Source organism: Pseudooceanicola sp. (assembly GCF_029213205.1).
Taxonomy (GTDB): Bacteria; Pseudomonadota; Alphaproteobacteria; order Rhodobacterales; family Rhodobacteraceae; genus Pseudooceanicola.
The window spans coordinates 1-18,600 of record NZ_JARGNH010000037.1 but is presented as its reverse complement, the minus strand read 5'-3'; the positions used below and the strand labels follow the sequence as shown (position 1 = coordinate 18,600).

Genomic DNA, 18,600 nt, shown 5'->3' with positions numbered 1-18,600 from the left:
CTTGGCGAGAAAATTCTACTTATGCAGCCCCCTACTTTCGGGGGGGATTACCCACAGTACACAGGGAAAGGATTGGCAATCGTTTCTCAGCAAACACAATCTGGATGCCAGAATGAACTGCCGTGGTAATTGTTATGATAATGCAGTGGCAGAAAGATTCTTCCAGCTGTTGAAGCGAGAACGGATCAGGCGACGGACATACCTGACACGCGACGCTGCAAGGCAAGACGTGTTCAATTACATCGAGATGTTTTACAACCCGACACGCAAGCACAAAAATAACGGCATGCTGTCGCCAGTTGACTATGAAACAGAACAAAAGAAAATGAACGAAGCAGGTGTCTAGGAAACTGGGGGGACCTCTCAAGTCGCAGAAAACAAGTTGGCAATCCCGTCTGGACTTTTGTGCGCTCTGAGGATTTGTTGCCATCACCATTCCGCATGCTGAACCAAACTTGCGGACAAATTGAATCGCGAGGAGGCGACACATGGACAGACGTAAATTTTTGACCCGATCAGTAATGGCAGGCACGGGCGCTGCGGTACTTGCAGCACCGGCGGTGGCACAGGGCAACATCACATGGCGGATGGTTACGACCTGGCCCAAGAATTTCCCCGGACTTGGCGTCGGCGCGCAACGTCTGGCGGATCGGATTACGGCCGCGTCTGGTGGACGTCTGACCGTGCAGGTTTATTCGGCCGGCGAACTCGTGCCACCGCTTCAATCTCTTGACGCCGTCATTGACGGTTCCGCCGAGATGAGCCATGGCGCGGCCTATTATTGGCAAAACAAATCCACTGCGTTGTCATTCTTTACCGGCGTGCCATTTGGGATGACATCGCGCGAATTGACAGGCTGGGTTCGCCACATGGGCGGTCAGGAGCTTTGGGACGAGATCTATGACCAGTTCGGCGTGCAGGGCTTCCTTTCGGGTGATACCGGAACGCAGGCCGGTGGCTGGTTCCGCAATGAATTGACCGGCGTCGCCGATGTGCAGGGCCTGCGGTTCCGCACACCCGGTCTTGGCGGTCAGGTCTGGGAAAAGCTGGGCGCAAGTGTCACGAACATGGCGGCTGGCGAGATCTTTCAGGCACTGCAATCGGGCACACTCGATGCGGCAGAATTTGTCGGACCGTATAACGATCTCGCGCTTGGGTTCTATCAGGTCGCCAAGAACTACTACTTCCCGTCGTTCGTGGAACCGGGGCTGGCGACAGAACTTGTGGTGGACAAGGCCAAGTATCAGGCCCTGCCAGACGACCTGCAGGCACTGATCCGCGATATCTGTCAGGCTGAATACGATCAGGTTGCGTCCGATTTTGCGGCCAACGATCCGCGTGCATTGCAGACGCTGGTCAACGATCACGGTGTCAATGTACGTCAATTCCCAGACGAGATCGTTCAGGCCGGTGCCGAAGCCGCCAAAGAAGTGCTGACAAGCCTGCGGGAGTCGAGCGACGATTTGACCAAGCGCACCGCCGAGAGCTTTATAAAGGCGCTCAATATCATGCGCGTCCGTACAGAAGACACCGACGGTGCCTTTGTCGAAGCACGGCGGAAATACTTCAAAATCTAATCCGGAAGTGGATCGGTATAAGGGGCGGCCTTCGAGTCGCCCCTTTTTGTTTGCGGCTCAGGGTTTTGTTTGCGGCTCACGGTGCAAATCGCCGCCACTTAGATCTATCCGCGCGGTAGCCACAGGACGATCTGCGGGAAGACGAACAGCAAAACGATTGCGATGAACTGCAATATCACGAACGGAATAATGCCGCGATAAATCGCACTGGTTGGCAGACTGTCCGGGGCAACGCCACGCAGGTAGAACAGCGCAAACCCGAAAGGCGGCGTCAGGAACGAGGTTTGCAGGTTCACCCCGACCATCACCCCAAGCCAGATCGGGTCGATATCCAGCGCGAGCAGGACCGGTGCCGTTATCGGGATTACGATAAAAATGATTTCAAACGAGTCGAGAATGAACCCCAGCACGAACATGATCAGCATGACGACGACCATTGCCGTCATTGCGCCGCCGGGCAGGCTCGTCAGAACGGCATGCACCAGATTGTCGCCCCCCATCAGGCGGAACACGATCGAAAAGACGCTTGCGCCAAACAGGATGATGAACACCATTGAGGTGATCGTCGCGGTGGCAACGACCGTCTGAGTGAGAATGCCCAAAGACATTCGCCAGCGCAGGGTCGCGAGGATCATCGCACCGACAGCCCCCACCGAAGCGGCCTCTGTCGGGGTGGCAATACCGCCCAGGATCGAGCCAAGCACCGCCAGGATCAGCAGGAAAGGCGGGATAAGGGCGACAGCGACCTCGCGCAGCAACCCACTGCGTTCTTCGGGCGGGACAGGCGTGGCCGGACAGCTTGCCGGATCGGTGATCGCCTTGAAGATAACATAGCTGGCATAAAGGCCGACAAGCAAAAGCCCGGGCAACAGTGCCCCGGTAAAAAGATCGCCGACCGAAACCGGGACGGGGGCGAAATTGCCCTTCTCCATCTGCACCTGCGCGTTGATGCCCGACAGCATGTCCCCCATGAAGATCAGCACCGTCGAGGGCGGAATGATCTGTCCCAACGTTCCCGATGCCGAGATGACACCTGTGGCGAGTTTCGGGTCATACCCGGCCCTCAGCATCGCAGGCAGCGATATCAGGCCCATCGTCACGACCGTGGCGCCGACCACGCCCGTTGATGCGGCGAGCATCGCCCCCACCAGAACAACCGAAAGCCCCAGTCCGCCATGCAAATTGCCAAACAATTTCGACATCGTCAGCAACAGTTGTTCGGCAATGCCGGATTTCTCCAGCATGACACCCATGAAAATGAACAACGGAACGGCGACCAACACCTCGTTTGACATAAATCCGATGTAGCGGTTGGGTAAACTGCCAAAGTTCGACAGATCAAAAACCCCGAGCCACCACCCCAACAACCCAAACAGCAACGACACGCCGGCCAAGGTGAAGGCCACCGGAAAGCCCAGCATCAAAAAGCCGATGATACCAAAGAACATGAGACTTGAGAGCAGCTCTCCAAGCAGAACCAGATCCATCAGAGAGTTCCTTCGTGACCGGTTTCGCCGGGTGTGTGCACCGCTGGGGCGACGTTGGGCGGATAACGCAGGTCTTCGGGCAGCAGATGTTCACGATCCGCCAAAACCAGAACCGCGTGCAAAGCCATTGCGATACCCTGCAAAGCGACCAGCACGGAGAATACGATGATAAACGATTTCAGGACAAACAGGCCCGGCATTCCGCCAACGTTCGAAGACCCCTCCCAGTAGGACCAGGATCGCGTGACGAAAGGCCATGAATAAACCACGACAACGACCATGAACGGCAAAAGGAAAACCAGCACACCGAACAGGTCGATTACAGCTTTTCGGCGCACGCTTGCAGGGCGGTAAAAGATATCTACACGGACATGACCGCCGCGCGCCAGCGCAAAGCCTGCAACTCCAGTGAACATCGCGCCATTCAGCCAGATATAAAGATCACGCAGCCATAGATAGCTGACCCCGAACAGATAGCGCTGCACGACCACGGTAAAGCAGACAATCACGATGCCGAGGGCAAGCCAGGACATCACGCGACCGATCACCGCATTCAACGCGCCGATAACGCGTATAATAGCCGCCATGGCGTGCATGGACCACTCCTCCTGTCGCCACCGAATAATCGTTTTGCACATATTTCGGTGATTAACAACTTATACTGCGAGGCCTTGAACACCCGAGAACTGCTTGACGATTTAGGCTCCAGACTCATTGATTTTCAAAGCCAGAACAGGACGGTTGCGGCGAGTGCGATGGCTGAGAGGAAGACCTTGGGGCATCTGTCGTAGCGTGTGGCCACCCGTCGCCAGTCCTTCAGCCGTCCGAACATGATCTCGATCACTGCCCGGCAGTGCATTGCGCAGCAATGTCACGAGAGGGGCGGTTGCGACGTTTATAGCGGCGCTTGTCGTAATTGATGGGCATTGTGCGGGACTTCCGGCCAGGGATACATGCCTTTATGCCCTTGGTTCGACCAATCAGACGACCGCGCCCCCAAAATTTGGGAGCTTGAATCATGCAAGCATGGCGGCCTCAAGCCGATTGATGGGTCTGAAGCCCAGGCCTCATGCGATCGTTCCGATCCGGTCGAGCTGGCTTTTCAGCTCGTCCGCTGGCATCCCATCCAGCCGCAGGTCCAGAAGCGCCCGGGCCCGTCGTTCGAGAAGACCAAAGACGTTGGCGAAACCGGCGTCCCAGTCCGCCTCGGGCAGGGCGGCCGGATCCTCGACGCCCCAATGGGCCCGCAGCGGCGCACCGGGCCAGACCGGGCAGGTCTCGCCAGCGGCGCTGCCACAGACGGTGATCACCATATCCATCCTTGGCGCATCCGCTGCGGCGAATTCGTCCCAGCTTTTTGAGCGGGCGCTGGCTTGGTCATAGCCCTGCGCGTCCAACAGCTTCAGCGATTGCGGATGCACAGCCCCCGCTGGTTTCGACCCGGCCGAGAAGGCCCGTACACGGCCCTCACCCAGATGGTTGAGAATCGCCTCAAGGAGGATCGAGCGGGCCGAGTTGCCGGTGCAGAGGACAAGAATATTCATGCCGATCCACATAATCAGCGGATGTAAAAGTGCTGTGACAGCCGCCGGTCAGCCGATCATTCGGCGAACCACCAGACCTCGGGCAGGAAATAGACGCTGTCGCCATAGATCGGGATCCGCTCGGGATGCTTTAGCCGCGCGTCATGCGCCACCCGGCTGACGTCATATTGATAGATCGGGATCACATAGCGCCCGGCGGTCAGCAACCGGTCGAGCGCGCGCACCGCAGCGAGGAACTCCGCCTGGCTGGTGGCCCCGATCATGGTGTCGATCATCGCATCGATGGCCGGGCTTTTCACCCCCATCAGATTGCGTGATCCCTTTTGGTCGGCGGTGTCGCCGCCCCAGTAAAGCCGCTGCTCATTGCCTGGCGAGAGCGAAAAGGAGCGGCGGATCACGCTGATATCAAAGTCGAAATTGGATTGGCGCAGATTGTATTGCGCGTCATCCACCGCCGAGACGCTGGCCCGAATGCCCAGCCGTTCCAGCGCTTTCAGATAGAGATCGGCAATCGACAGATATTCGGTGGCGCCCTGCCGCAGCAGGAAATCAAAGGTGAAGGGGCTGCCGTCTGGTTGCAGCATAACCCCGTCCTGCACCCGGAACCCGGCCTCTTGCAGCAACGCCATGGCGCGGCGGATATTGCCCCTGTTGCGCGCGCTGCCGTCGCCAGCGGGCAAGGCATAGCCGCTGAGCGCCGCCTCGGGGATCTGATCGGCGAACGGGAGCAACAAGTCGCGCACCCGGCCCGCCGCCGGACCGGGGCGCATCGCCAGATCCGAGCCGGAGAAGTATGAGGTGATCCGCGGCTGGCGCCCGCCGGTCATCGTGTCGTTGATGAATTCGAAATTGAACGCATACATCAAGGCGTCGCGCACCCGGATGTCGTCAAAAGGTTTGCGTCTGGTGTTGATGACAAAGCCGGTGATCCCGGAGGGCTGGCCGCTGGCGAATTCGGATTTCACCATCTCGCCGGCGCGCATCGCCGGAAAATCATAGACCTGCGCCCATTTGTCGGCGTTGAATTCGCGCAGATAGCTCAGCTCACCAGCCTTGAAGGCTTCGAACATCACCCCGGAATCGCCGTAGAATTCGATCCGGATCTCATCGAAATTGTTGGTGCCCCGGCGGATCGGCAGATCCTTGCCCCAATACTCCGGGTTGCGTTTCAGCACCAGGTTGCGGGCGGGCACGTAGCTGTCGATGACATAGGGGGCGCTGCCGATCGGCGCCTCCTCAATCCGGGCATTGGCAAAATCCTTGCCCTGCCATTGCGCCTTTTTCAGGATTGGCCGCAGCCCGGCGATCAGCGCCAATTCCCGGTCGTTGTCGGCAAAGCTCAGCCGCACCTGGCGTGGGCCGGTCTGTTCGATCTTGTCGACCCGGGTCCAGAACCCGAGGTAGCGGGCATTGCCCTGGGTCCCCAGGGTCTCGAACGACCAGATCACATCCTCGACCGTGACCTTGCTGCCATCCGAGAATCGTGCCGAATCGCGCAGGGTGAATTCCACCCAGGAGCGGTCCTCGGGGACCTCGACCGATTCGGCCAGGAGCCCGTAAAGGCTGAACGGCTCGTCTTGCGAGCGATACATCAGCGATTCATGGGTGAGATATCGCAATTGCCAGGGCGGGGTGCCCTGCTGCACAAAGGGGTTGAGACTGTCAAAGCCGCCGGTGTTGCCGGTCACCACCCGTCCGCCCTTGGGGGCCTCGGGGTTCACATAGGGCAGGGCCACAAAATCCGGTGGCAGGGCCGGGTCGCCATACATAGCTATGCCATGCGCCGAGTCGGCACCGGCCGGAAAAGCGGTCAGTAAGGTGAGAAACAGGGCGCAAATCGCGCCCCTGACTTGGAAATAGTCCGGCCTCATATGCGCAACAATACCATTCTGTCCTTGTTTTGTTGCGGTTGAACCTAGCTAGGGATTCCTGCGGTTACAAATTTTTAACTTGGCCGACGGCACAGGAAGGCATATAAAGGGGGCACTGCTCGATAGGTTTCTTGCCTGTATGAAACCTGCCTCAATAACTAGACGCCAGCCTTGTGCTGGCGTTTTTTTTTGTGCGCCGCGCCCTCCGTGGAGCCGGTTCGAAGCAATCACAGCACGCATCCGTCCCGGCCTCGTGCAATTCGCCGCAACCGCTTTAATATCTAGGCGAATCTGCACAGGAGCACATCATGTCACTTGCTGGAAAAACTGCTGTCATCACCGGATCGAATTCGGGTATCGGTCTGGGCATCGCCCGGGCCCTGGCCGGAGCGGGCGCCAATGTGGTGATCAACTCCTTTACCGATTCGCCCGAGGATCACGCGCTGGCCGCCGAAATCGCCGAAACCCATGCGGTGACGGCGCGCTATATCCGCGCCGATATGTCAAAGGCTTCCGACTGCCGTGCGCTGATCGCAGAGGCCGGGGTCTGCGATATCCTGGTCAACAATGCCGGTATTCAGCACGTCGCCGCGATTGATGAATTTCCAGTCGACAAATGGGACGCGATCATCGCGATCAACATGTCTTCGGCCTTTCACACCACCGCTGCCGCGCTGCCAATGATGCGCCAGGCGGGTTGGGGCCGGGTGATCAATATCGCTTCGGCGCATGGGCTGACCGCCTCCCCGTTCAAATCCGCCTATGTCACCGCCAAGCATGGCGTCGTCGGCATGACCAAGGTGGTGGCGCTGGAAACCGCCGAGGTGGCGATCACTGCCAATGCGATCTGCCCCGGCTATGTCCACACGCCGCTGGTCGAGGCGCAGATCCCCGACACCATGCAGAAATACGGGATGGATCGGGACCAGGTGATCCGCGAGGTGATCCTTGAGCGGCAGCCGTCGAAACAATTCGCCACGGTCGATCAGATCGGCGGCATCGCCACCTTCCTGTGCTCGCCCGCCGCCGAACAGATCACCGGCACCACGATCAGCGTCGATGGCGGTTGGACGGCGCTCTGACCGAGAGGCCCAAACCAATGGGCTCGCCCCGGCTTCATCTTGCCAGAAATATTCTCGGGGGGCTCGGGCCTGCCCGAGCGGGGGCAGACAGCCCCCTCAACCCGCCCGTTTGCGCAGGCGGAGACGGGCGCGGCTATTCCGCAGCCTCTGGCAGCGGGGCTTTGCTCGGGTCCTTCGGATTCGGATAGACCAGCCCGGCGGAGATCACCAGTTTCGCCGCATCCTCGACCGACATGTCGAGCTCGATCACATCCTCGCGCGGAAAGAACAGCAAGAATCCCGAGGTCGGGTTCGGCGTGGTCGGCACAAAGACGCTGACCAGCTGTGACATTGTGGTGGCGCGGGCATTCACCTCGCCCCTTGCCTCGGTCGAGACAAAGCCGATCGCCCAGATCCCCTTGCGCGGATATTCGATCAGGCAGGCCTTTTCAAAGCTGCGATCGGATTGCGCGAACACGGTTTCGGCAATCTGTTTGACCCCGTTATAGACCGAGCGCACGAAGGGCAGCTGTTCGACCAGGTTCTCGGCAAAGTGCAGCAGCGAGCGGCCCAGCAGCCCCTTGGCGACCCAGCCGACCAGGATGGTGAACAGCAGGAAAAAGATGATGCCGACACCGCGCAGGTTAATGCCGATGTATTTCTCCGGCTTCACCGTATTGGGCACCAGTGGCAGCACCACGCCGTCGACCCAACCGGCCAGCGTCCAGAGCAGCCAGATGGTCAGCCCGATCGGCGCGATCACCACGATCCCGGTCAGGAATGACGAGCGCAGCCGGGCCAGGATGCCGGGTCGGCGGGGCGGGTCTATCAGCGGGTCGTGCATTTGGTTCCGGACTTTCTGGGGCTCGCAGAAATCTAGGGGCTTGACCGGTCGCACACAATGGCTGCGCCCGGAATGACACAAACCTTGCCTCTATTTGGCGTCGAGTGCCGCAAGTTCCAGCGAAATCGCCGCTGCCAGCCGGGCGTTGTTGCGCACCAGGGCGATATTGGCCTGTAGCGATTGCCCTTGGGTCAGCTCAAAGATGCGCGCCAGCAGGAACGGGGTGACGGATTTGCCGCTGATTCCCTGCGCGGTGGCCTCGGCCAGCGCCGCCTCGACAATGGGAGCGATGCGGTCGCGCGGGATTTCATCGCCGGCGGGGACCGGGTTGGCAATCAGCTGGCCGCCGGGAAGGCCGAGGGCGCGGCGCATCCGATGGGCGCGGGCAATTCCCGCCGGATCGTCGATCCGCAGTGGCGCCTTCAGGCCGGAATCGCGCGACCAGAACGCTGGAAAGTCGTCCTGACCGACGGCGATCACCGGCACCCCGAGGGTTTCCAGAACCTCCAGCGTCTTTGGCAGATCAAGGATCGCCTTGGCCCCGGCCGCAACCACCGTGACCGGGCTGGCCGCCAGTTCCTGCAGATCGGCGGAAATGTCAAAGCTGGCCTCGGCACCGCGATGCACGCCGCCGATGCCACCGGTGGCAAAGACCTCGAGTCGCGCCAGCGTGGCGGCGATCATCGTCGCCGCCACCGTGGTCGCGCCGGTGCCGCCGGTGGCCAGACAGGCGGCCAGGTCGGCGCGCGACAGCTTGGCGACATCGCGGGCCTGGGCCAGGGTCTCCAGCCGTTCGGGCGACAGGCCGACGCAGAGCCGCCCGTCGATCACCGCGATGGTGGCGGGCGTGGCCCCGGCCTGGCGCAGCTCCGCCTCGACCAGCCGCGCGGTTTCCAGGTTGCGCGGCCAGGGCATGCCATGGGTGATGATGGTGCTTTCCAGCGCCACCACGGGGCGGTTTTCGGCGCGGGCGCGGGCCACCTCGGGGGACAAATCGATGTCGGGGGTCATTGGGGCAGCTGTCACAGGGCGGTGTCTCCAGAAACGTAATCGGCGGCGGCATTCAGCGCGTGTTCCATCGCCGCCTCGGGGGTATTGCCGCGGGCCTCTGCGGCCATATGCGCGGCCATGAAGGTGTCTCCGGCGCCGGTGACCCGGGTCACCAGAACCTCGGCGGGCGGGCGGCTGATCAGCCCGGCGGCGCTGGCTTCGCTGGCCGGGTTCCCGCCATCGGTGACGATCGCCCTGGCGGCGCCGCGGGCGTGCAGCGCCCGGGCGGCGCTGAAGCTGTCGGCAAACCGGGTCTGGCACAGCAGCCCGGCCTCTTCTCGGTTCACATAGAACACTGCGCTGGGGTGGCCGAGAAAGACATGCAGCCGCTCGGCCTTGCCCGGCGAGGCCGGGGCGATGCGCAGATCGGCGGCGGCAAAGGCCGGATCGGCAGCGATGTCGCGCAGCAATTCGGATTTGAGATTGCCATCCAGAGCGATGCTGCCGCGCCATGGCCGGTCCGCCGCACCCAGGTCACCACCGCGCAGTGGCGCCAGGATTCGTGCGCCCGCCGCCTCAAGCGAATGGGCATCGGCGATGGCAGCAATCAGGCCATTGCCGCCCTCGACCGCCATGTAGCGATCCGTCGGCAGATCGTCCGAGCGGTAGACATGGCGCATTTCCATGCCCATGGCCCGGCAAACCGCGATCAATTCTTCGCCCTCGGCGTCGCGGCCGATGACGCCGAGCAGGGCCGGGCGCATGCCGAAACGGCGCGTCGCCATGGCGATGTTCATCGCCACCCCGCCGGGCAGACGGGTGATCCGCCCGGGCATGTCCGAGCCGCGCACCATATGGCTGGCCGTGCGCCCGATGATGTCCCAAAGGACCGCACCAATGCAGAGGATGTCAGGTGTCTGGCTCATCCGCCTGTCATCGCCCGCGCCGGGCGGGCAGGCAAGGGGCTTGGCAACCGGCGGCTATTGCGGCACCGCAAAGGTCAGCGAGGCCCAGAGGCTTTCCCACATTGCCCAATTGGCGCCCTCGGTCCCGGGATCGGGCTCACGCAGCACCACGTGATCGAGCAGATAGCGATGCCCCGGGCTGACCGGCACCCGCACCTCGCCCGCCGCATCGGTGCGCAGCCGGGTGACGATGACGCTGCCATCCGGGGCCTTGTCGAACACCTCGACCTGGCTGTCGTTGAGGGGCTGGCCCTGGTAGAGCAGCCGGGCGCGGAACCCCTCTGACAGGTCATCTTGATAAGGGTTGCTCAGCGCCAGGAATTCGACGGCAAAGCCGATGGTGACGTCGCTGCCAGCGCCATCGCCGATCCCGACCAGCGATTTGCAATAGCGGGTGTAGACCTCTTTCACCGCCTCCTGTGGCAGGCCCCGGGCGGCGTGCTGGGCGGCGAACCAGGGAAAATCCTTATGCGCGGCAAAGGCCAGCACCGTGTCCCAATCCTTGTAGGTCAGCAGCGTCGCGGTGGTCTGATAGGCCAGCACCAGCAGGCCGTCCCCGCCGGGATTGACCGACAGCGCCGGAATATCGCCGGGGCGGCCGGTGATTGGCTGCACCTCGTCGCCCCGGTGCCATTCGACCCGCACATTGCGCGGATCGAACCAGGACAGGGCGGATCCGGCAAAGTTCTGACCATTGCGCAGATCGGCGCTGATCGCGGTTTCCGGGGCGGGCTGAAAGTTTTCCGGCTCGATCCAGAACTCATGTGCCTTGCCGACCGTAACCAAGGTGGGCCAAACAAGGGCGCAGAGCAAAAGGGGTTTCAGAATGGACATGGCGGCAACACTGATCGCGCGGATGGCAAAGTCAACCCGGACCGCACTCATGACCCTGTGCATTCTGATCTGCACCAGCCTCGCCGCCTCGGCGCATGAGGTGCAGCCGGCGATTGCCGATCTGACGCTGGACGCCGACCTTGCCCGGCTCGACCTCCGCCTGAACGCCGAGGCGCTGCTGGCCGGGATCGACCTCGACGGGGTCAGCGACACCAATGCGACCGAGGGGGCCGCCGATTACGATGCGCTGCGGGCGCTGCCAGCACCGGAGATCGAGGCGCGGATGCGCGCGGCCTGGGATCGGCTGGGGCAGGGCATTGCGATGCGGGCAGCGGATGGTGCGCCACTGCCTCTGACGCTTGACTCGGTCGCGGCCAGTGAACTGGGTGATCTGTCGCTGCCGCGCCCGGCACGGGTGATCCTGACCGGGCGCCTGCCCGAGGGGACCGCCGCGGTCACCCTGCATTGGGGCAAGGGGCAGGGCACCCTGATCCTGCGCCACATCGGGGTTGAGGATGGCTATTCCGGCTATCTCGACGGCGGCGCCACCTCGCCACCCATCGCGGTCACGGGCCATGCCGGGCAGACTGGGCTCAGCGCCTTTCTCAGTTACATTCCGGTCGGCTTTGATCACATCCTGCCCAAGGGGCTCGATCATATCCTGTTCGTGCTCGGGCTGTTCTTTCTGTCGACGCATTGGCGTCCGTTGCTGTGGCAGGTCAGCACCTTTACACTTGCCCATACCGTGACGCTGGCGCTTGGCGCCTTTGGTCTGGTGTCGGTGCCCGGCAGCATTGTCGAACCGTTGATCGCCGCCTCGATTACCTTTGTCGCGGTTGAAAACCTGTTTTCGGACAAGCTGCACCGCTGGCGACCGGTGGTGATCTTTGGCTTTGGCCTGTTGCACGGGCTTGGCTTTGCCTCGGTCCTGGCCGATTTCGGCCTGCCCGAGGGGCAGTTCATTCCGGCGCTGATCGGCTTTAACGTCGGGGTTGAACTCGGCCAGCTGGCGGTGATCGCCCTGGCCTTCCTCGCGGTTGGTGCCTGGTTCCGCAACCGCGATTGGTATCGCCCCTATATCGCGATGCCCGCCTCGGCGGTGATCGCGCTGGTCGGCGCCTATTGGTTTGTCGAGCGGGTGTTCCTGTGACCGGCTAGCCGTCGGCGAAATCCGTGCCGTTCCACTGGTTCAGCATATCGAGAAACACCCGCAACCTGGTGGTGACCGACCGCGCCGAGGGAAAGACGACGTAGAGGTCCTTTGCGGCGCCGCACCAGTCCGGCAGCTCCTCGACCAACCGGCCTTCGGCAATCGCGCTCTCGGCCAGGATCGTCGGGATCTTGGCGACCCCGGCGCCAGAGATCGCCGCGTCACGCACGCCCAGCATCGAGCCGAACGACAGCACCGGCGAGATCCGCAACACTTCTTCGTCATCGCCGCGCTGAAATCGCCCATGGTGATCTGTTCGAACAATTCCGGCATGCCGATGCGCAGATGGCCACGCGGTGCCTGCCCGGAATCGCTCAGGGTGCGGCGCAGGTCGCTGGCTTCGGCCAGCCGCCGCTCGGCCCGTGACGCCAGCACCTTGCCCTCGGTGGTGACCCGCATCGACCTGGTGGTCGGTTCGACAGCCGCACCCCGAGCGCCGCCTCCAGATCGCTGATCCGTTTGGCCACGGTCGAGCGCGGCGCACCCATGTCCCAGTCGCCGATCGCTGATCGCCGCGCCGCAAGCCGCGTCCGCAGTCACGCATGCCGTCACACCCGCAGCCGTCCCCACCAGAGTCACATTCACCGTCCTGACGCTGCCGTCGCTGTCGGTGGTGCTGACCGCCGGTTTGTCGAGCCGCTGCCGATCATGGCGATCGGCATTGCCATGGTCGCCACTGCCACGACGCAGTGGATGACCGTGCTCGGGGTGGTGCTGGCTGGCGGGCCGCTGGGGCCGATGTTCCCGAATTTCATCGCCTTTTTCATGTCGCTGGGGCCGCCCGAGATGCGTGGCCGCGCCGCCGGGCTGTTCACCATGTCGATCTATGGCGGGCAATTCCTGTCGCCACTGATTTCGGCGCCGTTGGTCGCCCGTTTCGGTCTCAGCGGTGGCATGCTGGGGATGGCGGTTCTGCCATCGCTGGGCGGGGTGTTTGTGGCAATGTTCGGACGCCAGGCAACGCTGGCCCGGCGCAATGCCTGACCCCGGGGGGCAGAGGCAAGGTCCCACCTTCGGGGTTTTCGCCCTTTTCACGCCGGGACATCCATGTAATAGGGACGTGCCAATCGATCCGTCCATGGAGATGCACAATGGAGATTCGTGAGGCCCTCACATTCGATGACGTTCTTTTGGTGCCTGCGGCATCCTCGGTCCTGCCCAGCACGGCAGACACAAGAACTCGTGTGACCAAATCAATTGCCCTCAACATCCCGTTGTTGTCCTCCGCGATGGACACGGTGACGGAATCGCGAATGGCGATCTGCATGGCCCAGGCGGGCGGCATTGGGGTGATCCACCGCAACCTCGATATCATCGCCCAGGCGGATGAGGTGCGGCGGGTCAAACGGTTTGAATCCGGCATCGTTTACAAGCCGATCACCCTGCGCCCGAACCAGACCCTGGCGGATGCCAATGCGCTGCGTGAGCAATACAAGATCAGCGGCTTTCCGGTGGTTGATGAAAAGGGCCGGGTGATGGGCATCGTCACCAACCGTGACATGCGCTTTGCCAGTGACGAAAACACCCCCGTCCATGCGATGATGACCACCGAAAACCTGGCGATCCTGCACGAACCGGCGGACCGGGATGAGGCGATTTCGCTGATGAAGGCGCGGCGCATCGAAAAGCTGCTGGTGACCGACAAGGACGGGCGGCTGACCGGGTTGCTGACCCTGAAGGACACCGAACAGGCGGTGCTGAACCCGACCGCCTGCAAGGACGACCTTGGCCGGTTGCGGGTGGCGGCAGCGACCACGGTGGGCGATGCCGGGTTTGAACGTTCGGCCGCGCTGATCGACGCCGGTTGTGATCTGATTGTCATCGACACCGCGCATGGCCATTCCGAAGGCGTGGCGATTGCGGTCGAACGGATCAAGCGGCTGTCCAACGAGGTGCAGGTGGTCGCGGGCAATGTCGCCACCGGCGAGGCGACGCGCGCCCTGATCGGCGCGGGTGCCGATGCGATCAAGGTCGGCATTGGTCCGGGCTCGATCTGCACCACAAGGATGGTGGCAGGCGTCGGCGTGCCGCAATTGACCGCGATCATGGATTGCGCGGCGGCGGCCGCGGCCTCCGGCACCCCGATCATCGCCGATGGCGGCATCAAGTTTTCGGGCGATTTCGCCAAGGCGATTGCCGCCGGGGCCTCGGTCGCGATGGTTGGCAGCATGATCGCGGGCACCGACGAAAGCCCGGGCGAGGTGATCCTCTATCAGGGCCGCACCTTCAAATCCTATCGCGGCATGGGCAGCCTCGGCGCGATGGCGCGTGGCTCGGCCGATCGCTATTTCCAGAAGGACGCGGCCAGCGACAAGCTGGTGCCGGAGGGGATCGAGGGGCAGGTGCCCTATAAGGGATCGGCGGGCGCGGTGCTTCACCAATTGGTCGGCGGGCTGCGGGCGGCGATGGGCTATACCGGCTGCGCTACCATTGATGCGATGCGGTCGCAGTGCCAGTTCGTCAAGATCACGGGGTCCGGTCTGACCGAAAGCCACGTGCATGACGTGCAAATCACCCGCGAAAGCCCGAATTACCGGGTCGGGTGATCAGGGTTCAGGCGCGGCGCCTCAGTCCCCGGGTTCTGAGCCCGGGGATTTGGTGATCCGCAGATGCTTGAACGACAGGGTCATCATCAGCACCGTCAACAAGATGCGATAGATGTGATGCACCGAGACGAAGGCCGGGTTGGCCTGCAACGACAGCGCGATCAGCGCCATTTCGGTGACGCCGCCAGGTGAAAAGCTGATCAACAGCACGTCAAAGGGTTCGCCGGTCAGCGGATGCACCAGCGCCGCAAAGCCGCAGCCGATCAGCAGCATCGAGCCGACCGACAGGAACGCCAGCCCGGCGCCGCGCAGGATCAGCGCGCCGTTCATCCCATGAAACCGCGCCCCCAGGGTCGAGCCGATCACGATCTGAGCCAGGCTCAGCATCCAGCCCGGCATCTCGATCTGGACCAGCCCGGTCAGGGTGGCGATGGCACCGATCAACAGCGGCCCGACCAATTGCCCGGCAGGCAGCGCCGCGACCCGGCCCAAGGCCACCCCGATGATCATCAGCAGCGCCAATTCCGGCAGATGCCCCAGCCCGCCGCCCTTGGCGGCCAGGCTCATCCCGCCGGCACTGCCGAGGGGATGGCCGTAATAGATCGACAGCCCGACCGGCAGCAGGGTGACCACAAAGATGATCCGCAGGAATTGCTGCATGGTCACCAACCGCGCATCGGCGCCGGATTGTTCGCCCATCAGCATTGCCTCGACCAGCCCGCCGGGGGTGCCGGAAAAGAACGCGGTCGGGCGATCATAGCCACCTACCCGGCGGAAAACCTGAAAATTGCTCCACTGCATCAGCGGCACCAGCAGGGTCAGCGCGACAAAACTGGGCAGCGCATGGCGCAGCGACAACAGCACCTCGAGTGTCACCCGCGACCCGATGCTGAGGCCGATCAACCCGATGAAGATGGCGCGAAACAGCTCGGGCGCCTTGTAGCCTTCGGGGATCGCCCGCGGCATCGTCACGGTGATCACGCTGGTGGTCAGCAACGAGCCGAGCATATAGGGCAGCGGCAGGCCGATCTGTTTGGCAATGAGGCCGCCAATACCGCCGATCACCACGATGGCCAGGGTTGTCAGCAGCAATGTGAAACGCGTGTTCAAGGGCATCCCGGGGCACCGCTGCCGGTCGATTTCCGGCCTGCGGACCCCGCCAAGCTGAGGGTTCGTCTTTAGCTATGCACCCAGTCCGGGCAGGATACAAGCCGGCGTGGCGCAGAGGCGTGAAAATGGTATGCCGTGTCTCGACAATCCGGATCGGTGGTGCAAATAGGGGGGCGGACTCACGCCGATCGGCGCCAGATTGAGGGACGCAATTGCCAAGCCAAGTCAACAGCCGAAACGCCTTTTTCGCGATTTTCCCCTCGATCGCTCTGCCGATATTCATCGCCCTGGTCGATCAATCGGTGATCACCACCGCGATGCCCTTTGTTGCCTCGGAACTGGGCGAGGTGGGCAAGATCACCTGGCCGGTCACCGCCTATCTGATTGCCGCTGCCGTGGCCGCGCCGATCTATGGGCGGTTGGGCGACATGTATGGCCGCAAGCGGCTGATGGCGGTGGGGCTGGTGGTTTCGACCATTGGCTCGATCCTGTGTCATTTCGCCACCTCGATGGATATGCTGACCAGCTTTCGGGTGGTGCAGGGCATGGGCGCTGGCGGGCTGATGGCGCTGTCCAGCGCGCTGGTCGGGCAGGCGGTGGGGCCGCGTGAACGCGGGCGCTACCAGGCCTATATCGCCACGGTGGCGGTCACCGCCAATGCGCTGGGGCCGGTGATCGGCGGCTTTATGACCGATCAATTCGGCTGGCGTTCGATCTTTCTGCTGAACCCGGTTCTGGTGGTGGTGGCGCTGGTGCTGCTGGCCCGGCTGAAGCTGACCAACGCGCCGAGCTCGCGCAAGGGCATCGACATTGGCGGTGCGGTGATTCTTGCCATCGCCTTTGCCAGTTTCGTGATCTCGATTGATGCGCTGCGCCAGGGCGGGCTGAGCAATCTGGTGCGGATGACGCCACTGATCGTGATCTGCCTGGCCTCGGTGGTGCTGCTGTTCTGGTGGGAGCGCCGGGTGGAAACGCCACTGCTGCCGCGACAGGTGTTTTCCAATCCCTCGATCCGTCGTTCAAACGCCATGGCGATTGCCCAGGGTTGTCTGATCCTGGCGATTCTGGCACTGTTGCCGGTGTTCCTGCGGGTCAATCTGGGCCTGTCGGCCTCGGAGATCGGCAAGGCGCTGGTGCCGATGGTGGCGGCGACGGCGGTCGGCGCCTCGGTCACCGGCAAGATGGTCAATCTGACCGGCTGGACCACGCTGTTTCCGGGCATCGGGTTTTCGATGCTGGCGATCATGCTGGGCACCTTTGCCTTTGTGCATCCGCATCTCGATCAGACCGGCTATACGATCTGGTTCACCTGCACCACAATCTGGCTGGGCACGGTGATGCCGACGGTGCAGATCATCGTGCTGGCCGAGGGCGAGCCGCAGGATTTCGGTGCCGTCACCTCGGTGACCCAACTGTCACGCTCCTTTGGTGCCGCCACCGGCACCGCGATCGTGCCGGTGATCCTGCTGTTGACCCCGGGCTTTGATCCCCAGGCGCTGTCGGATCTGCTGGACGGCACCCGTGGCGATGTCGAAATCGCCTGGCCTGCCTTCCGCAACGTGTTCTTTGCCCTGTCCGGGATCGCCGCGATTGGCGCGGTGATTGCCGCACGGGTGCCGCTCCGCTCGGTCTGAGGGAGATTGCATCCGCCGCCGCTCTGGCCTGATATGGGGGACCGCCTGCGCAAAGGGTGACCCGTGTGAGATTGCTGCGACTGATCCTGATCCTGACCTTTGCCGCCGCGCCACTGCGCGCCGAACAGGTGACGCTGTTTGCCGCCGCCAGCCTGAAGACCGCGCTGGATGAGCTGGCCGGGGAGTTCGCCCGCGACAGCCCGCATCAGCTGCGGCTGGTCTATGCCGGCAGTTCGATCCTGGCGCGCCAGATCGAACAGGGGGCGCCGGCGGATGCCTTTATCTCGGCCAATCCCGGCTGGATGGATGTGCTGGCGGCGCAGGGGCGGCTGGTCCCCGGCACCCGACGCGATCTGCTCGGCAATCGGCTGGTGCTGATCGGGCATCAGCCCGGCGCGCCGGTCGATCTTGTGCCGGGCGTTGATCTCGCGGGAGTGATCGGCGATGACCGGCTGACCACGGCGCTGGTCGATGGGGTTCCGGCGGGGATCTATGCCCGCGCCGCGCTGGAGCATCTGGGCGCCTGGGAGGTGCTGGCGCCACGGCTGGTGCAGATGGACAACGTTCGTGCCGCGCTGGCGCTGGTCGCCCTCGGCGCGGCGGATTTCGGTATTGTCTATGCCACCGACGCCGCGGCCGAACCGCGGGTGCATGTGCTGGCAACCTTTCCCGAGGCCAGCCACCCGCCGATCCGCTATCCGCTCGCAGCTCTGCGCGACAGCGCCGGCACCCGGGCGCTGCTGACCTATCTCGAGGGCCGCGCAGCACGGGCGATTTTCACCAGGGGCGGGTTTCAGCTGTTGGGGGAATAGGCTGGAGCGGGTGAAGGGAAGCGAACCCTCGTATTCAGCTTGGGAAGCTTAACCACTATTCTAAAGCGTCCCGCCTTTAACCTGCGACATATCCGGCAGCAGTGAAGTAATTCCA

General features: G+C 62.8%; 19 protein-coding genes and 1 pseudogene. 9 read left to right on the top strand and 11 right to left on the bottom strand.

From position 1 onward, the window contains the following. Together P1U48_RS16935 and P1U48_RS16930 are read left to right on the top strand one after the other, a co-directional pair. Positions 1 to 346: IS3 family transposase (locus tag P1U48_RS16935; protein WP_301070332.1), on the top strand; the 346-nt coding region annotated here is incomplete at its 5' end. 142 nt (positions 347 to 488) lie between these two features. Continuing rightward, positions 489 to 1,577: a TRAP transporter substrate-binding protein gene (locus P1U48_RS16930; RefSeq protein ID WP_301070331.1), complete on the top strand. Its 1,089-nt coding sequence runs from the start codon at positions 489 to 491 to the stop codon at positions 1,575 to 1,577. 104 nt (positions 1,578 to 1,681) lie between these two features. Here the strand turns inward: P1U48_RS16930 and P1U48_RS16925 are convergent, their stop codons facing one another. The 5 genes and pseudogenes from P1U48_RS16925 to P1U48_RS16905 form a co-directional block, all read right to left on the bottom strand. Then, positions 1,682 to 3,064 (bottom strand): TRAP transporter large permease subunit, encoded by a 1,383-nt coding sequence (locus tag P1U48_RS16925; protein ID WP_301070330.1) that lies wholly within the window; start codon positions 3,062 to 3,064, stop codon positions 1,682 to 1,684. Continuing rightward, positions 3,064 to 3,660 (bottom strand): TRAP transporter small permease subunit, encoded by a 597-nt coding sequence (locus P1U48_RS16920; protein ID WP_301070329.1) that lies wholly within the window; start codon positions 3,658 to 3,660, stop codon positions 3,064 to 3,066. The genes P1U48_RS16925 and P1U48_RS16920 overlap by 1 nt, the downstream gene beginning before the upstream one ends. Positions 3,661 to 3,785: 125 nt before the next feature. Then, positions 3,786 to 4,039, bottom strand: a pseudogene (locus P1U48_RS16915) (transposase); the annotation flags it as partial. A gap of 92 nt (positions 4,040 to 4,131) precedes the next feature. Continuing rightward, positions 4,132 to 4,608, bottom strand: coding sequence for an arsenate reductase ArsC (locus tag P1U48_RS16910; RefSeq protein ID WP_301070328.1), 477 nt, complete (start codon positions 4,606 to 4,608; stop codon positions 4,132 to 4,134). A 56-nt stretch (positions 4,609 to 4,664) separates the two neighbouring features. Next, positions 4,665 to 6,479: an extracellular solute-binding protein gene (locus tag P1U48_RS16905; protein ID WP_301070327.1), complete on the bottom strand. Its 1,815-nt coding sequence runs from the start codon at positions 6,477 to 6,479 to the stop codon at positions 4,665 to 4,667. 308 nt (positions 6,480 to 6,787) lie between these two features. On the opposite strand from P1U48_RS16905, the gene P1U48_RS16900 reads away from it, so the two are divergent. Further along, positions 6,788 to 7,561: a 3-hydroxybutyrate dehydrogenase gene (locus P1U48_RS16900; protein ID WP_301070326.1), complete on the top strand. Its 774-nt coding sequence runs from the start codon at positions 6,788 to 6,790 to the stop codon at positions 7,559 to 7,561. A gap of 133 nt (positions 7,562 to 7,694) precedes the next feature. On the opposite strand, the gene P1U48_RS16895 is transcribed toward P1U48_RS16900, so the two are convergent. From P1U48_RS16895 to P1U48_RS16880, 4 genes are all read right to left on the bottom strand, one after another. Further along, the gene (locus P1U48_RS16895; RefSeq protein ID WP_301070325.1) at positions 7,695 to 8,384 is read right to left on the bottom strand and encodes a DUF502 domain-containing protein; all 690 of its coding nucleotides are present in this window, start codon (positions 8,382 to 8,384) and stop codon (positions 7,695 to 7,697) included. 90 nt (positions 8,385 to 8,474) lie between these two features. Next, entirely contained in the window at positions 8,475 to 9,395 is a 921-nt protein-coding gene (locus tag P1U48_RS16890; RefSeq protein WP_301070324.1) for a pseudouridine-5'-phosphate glycosidase, read from the bottom strand. An 11-nt stretch (positions 9,396 to 9,406) separates the two neighbouring features. After that, positions 9,407 to 10,300: a PfkB family carbohydrate kinase gene (locus P1U48_RS16885; RefSeq protein ID WP_301070323.1), complete on the bottom strand. Its 894-nt coding sequence runs from the start codon at positions 10,298 to 10,300 to the stop codon at positions 9,407 to 9,409. A 54-nt stretch (positions 10,301 to 10,354) separates the two neighbouring features. After that, positions 10,355 to 11,173 carry a DUF4198 domain-containing protein gene (locus P1U48_RS16880; protein WP_301070322.1) on the bottom strand — a complete coding sequence of 273 codons (819 nt, stop codon included), beginning with the start codon at positions 11,171 to 11,173 and terminating at the stop codon, positions 10,355 to 10,357. 49 nt (positions 11,174 to 11,222) lie between these two features. Here P1U48_RS16880 and P1U48_RS16875 point away from each other — a divergent pair, with 49 nt between their 5' ends. Further along, the gene (locus P1U48_RS16875) at positions 11,223 to 12,323 is read left to right on the top strand and encodes a HupE/UreJ family protein (protein WP_301070321.1); all 1,101 of its coding nucleotides are present in this window, start codon (positions 11,223 to 11,225) and stop codon (positions 12,321 to 12,323) included. A 4-nt stretch (positions 12,324 to 12,327) separates the two neighbouring features. Here the strand turns inward: P1U48_RS16875 and P1U48_RS16870 are convergent, their stop codons facing one another. Further along, positions 12,328 to 12,648: a LysR substrate-binding domain-containing protein gene (locus P1U48_RS16870; protein ID WP_301070334.1), complete on the bottom strand. Its 321-nt coding sequence runs from the start codon at positions 12,646 to 12,648 to the stop codon at positions 12,328 to 12,330. 6 nt (positions 12,649 to 12,654) lie between these two features. Between P1U48_RS16870 and P1U48_RS16865 the strand changes: the two genes are divergently transcribed. The 3 genes from P1U48_RS16865 (at position 12,655) to guaB (ending at position 14,929) form a co-directional block, all read left to right on the top strand. Beyond that, positions 12,655 to 12,837, top strand: coding sequence for a hypothetical protein (locus tag P1U48_RS16865; protein ID WP_301070335.1), 183 nt, complete (start codon positions 12,655 to 12,657; stop codon positions 12,835 to 12,837). Positions 12,838 to 13,031: 194 nt separating this feature from the next. Continuing rightward, a complete protein-coding gene (locus P1U48_RS16860) occupies positions 13,032 to 13,367 on the top strand; it encodes a hypothetical protein (protein ID WP_301070320.1) in 336 nt (111 codons plus the stop codon). 107 nt (positions 13,368 to 13,474) lie between these two features. Then, positions 13,475 to 14,929 (top strand): IMP dehydrogenase, encoded by a 1,455-nt coding sequence (gene guaB / locus P1U48_RS16855; RefSeq protein WP_301070319.1) that lies wholly within the window; start codon positions 13,475 to 13,477, stop codon positions 14,927 to 14,929. A 21-nt stretch (positions 14,930 to 14,950) separates the two neighbouring features. Here the strand turns inward: guaB and P1U48_RS16850 are convergent, their stop codons facing one another. Then, on the bottom strand, positions 14,951 to 16,021 hold the full coding sequence (locus tag P1U48_RS16850) for an AbrB family transcriptional regulator (protein WP_301070318.1): 1,071 nt from the start codon (positions 16,019 to 16,021) through the stop codon (positions 14,951 to 14,953). A 230-nt stretch (positions 16,022 to 16,251) separates the two neighbouring features. Between P1U48_RS16850 and P1U48_RS16845 the strand changes: the two genes are divergently transcribed. Both P1U48_RS16845 and modA read left to right on the top strand, forming a co-directional pair. Then, positions 16,252 to 17,673: an MFS transporter gene (locus P1U48_RS16845; RefSeq protein ID WP_301070317.1), complete on the top strand. Its 1,422-nt coding sequence runs from the start codon at positions 16,252 to 16,254 to the stop codon at positions 17,671 to 17,673. Between the two features lie 65 nt (positions 17,674 to 17,738). Continuing rightward, on the top strand, positions 17,739 to 18,485 hold the full coding sequence (gene modA / locus P1U48_RS16840; protein ID WP_366142918.1) for a molybdate ABC transporter substrate-binding protein: 747 nt from the start codon (positions 17,739 to 17,741) through the stop codon (positions 18,483 to 18,485). The last annotated feature ends 115 nt before the right edge of the window (positions 18,486 to 18,600 follow it).

Excerpts from the sequence above, each read along its gene's own strand:
- P1U48_RS16880 (WP_301070322.1), bottom strand. The coding sequence starts at position 11,173 with ATGTCCATTCTGAAACCCCTTTTGCTCTGCGCCCTTGTTTGGCCCACC.
- P1U48_RS16875 (WP_301070321.1), top strand. The coding sequence starts at position 11,223 with ATGACCCTGTGCATTCTGATCTGCACCAGCCTCGCCGCCTCGGCGCAT.
- P1U48_RS16885 (WP_301070323.1), bottom strand. The coding sequence starts at position 10,300 with ATGAGCCAGACACCTGACATCCTCTGCATTGGTGCGGTCCTTTGGGAC.
- P1U48_RS16860 (WP_301070320.1), top strand. The coding sequence starts at position 13,032 with ATGGCGATCGGCATTGCCATGGTCGCCACTGCCACGACGCAGTGGATG.
- P1U48_RS16895 (WP_301070325.1), bottom strand. The coding sequence starts at position 8,384 with ATGCACGACCCGCTGATAGACCCGCCCCGCCGACCCGGCATCCTGGCC.
- P1U48_RS16865 (WP_301070335.1), top strand. The coding sequence starts at position 12,655 with ATGCCGATGCGCAGATGGCCACGCGGTGCCTGCCCGGAATCGCTCAGG.
- P1U48_RS16930 (WP_301070331.1), top strand. The coding sequence starts at position 489 with ATGGACAGACGTAAATTTTTGACCCGATCAGTAATGGCAGGCACGGGC.
- P1U48_RS16900 (WP_301070326.1), top strand. The coding sequence starts at position 6,788 with ATGTCACTTGCTGGAAAAACTGCTGTCATCACCGGATCGAATTCGGGT.
- P1U48_RS16920 (WP_301070329.1), bottom strand. The coding sequence starts at position 3,660 with ATGCACGCCATGGCGGCTATTATACGCGTTATCGGCGCGTTGAATGCG.
- guaB (WP_301070319.1), top strand. The coding sequence starts at position 13,475 with ATGGAGATTCGTGAGGCCCTCACATTCGATGACGTTCTTTTGGTGCCT.
- P1U48_RS16910 (WP_301070328.1), bottom strand. The coding sequence starts at position 4,608 with ATGAATATTCTTGTCCTCTGCACCGGCAACTCGGCCCGCTCGATCCTC.
- P1U48_RS16890 (WP_301070324.1), bottom strand. The coding sequence starts at position 9,395 with ATGACCCCCGACATCGATTTGTCCCCCGAGGTGGCCCGCGCCCGCGCC.
- P1U48_RS16905 (WP_301070327.1), bottom strand. The coding sequence starts at position 6,479 with ATGAGGCCGGACTATTTCCAAGTCAGGGGCGCGATTTGCGCCCTGTTT.
- P1U48_RS16925 (WP_301070330.1), bottom strand. The coding sequence starts at position 3,064 with ATGGATCTGGTTCTGCTTGGAGAGCTGCTCTCAAGTCTCATGTTCTTT.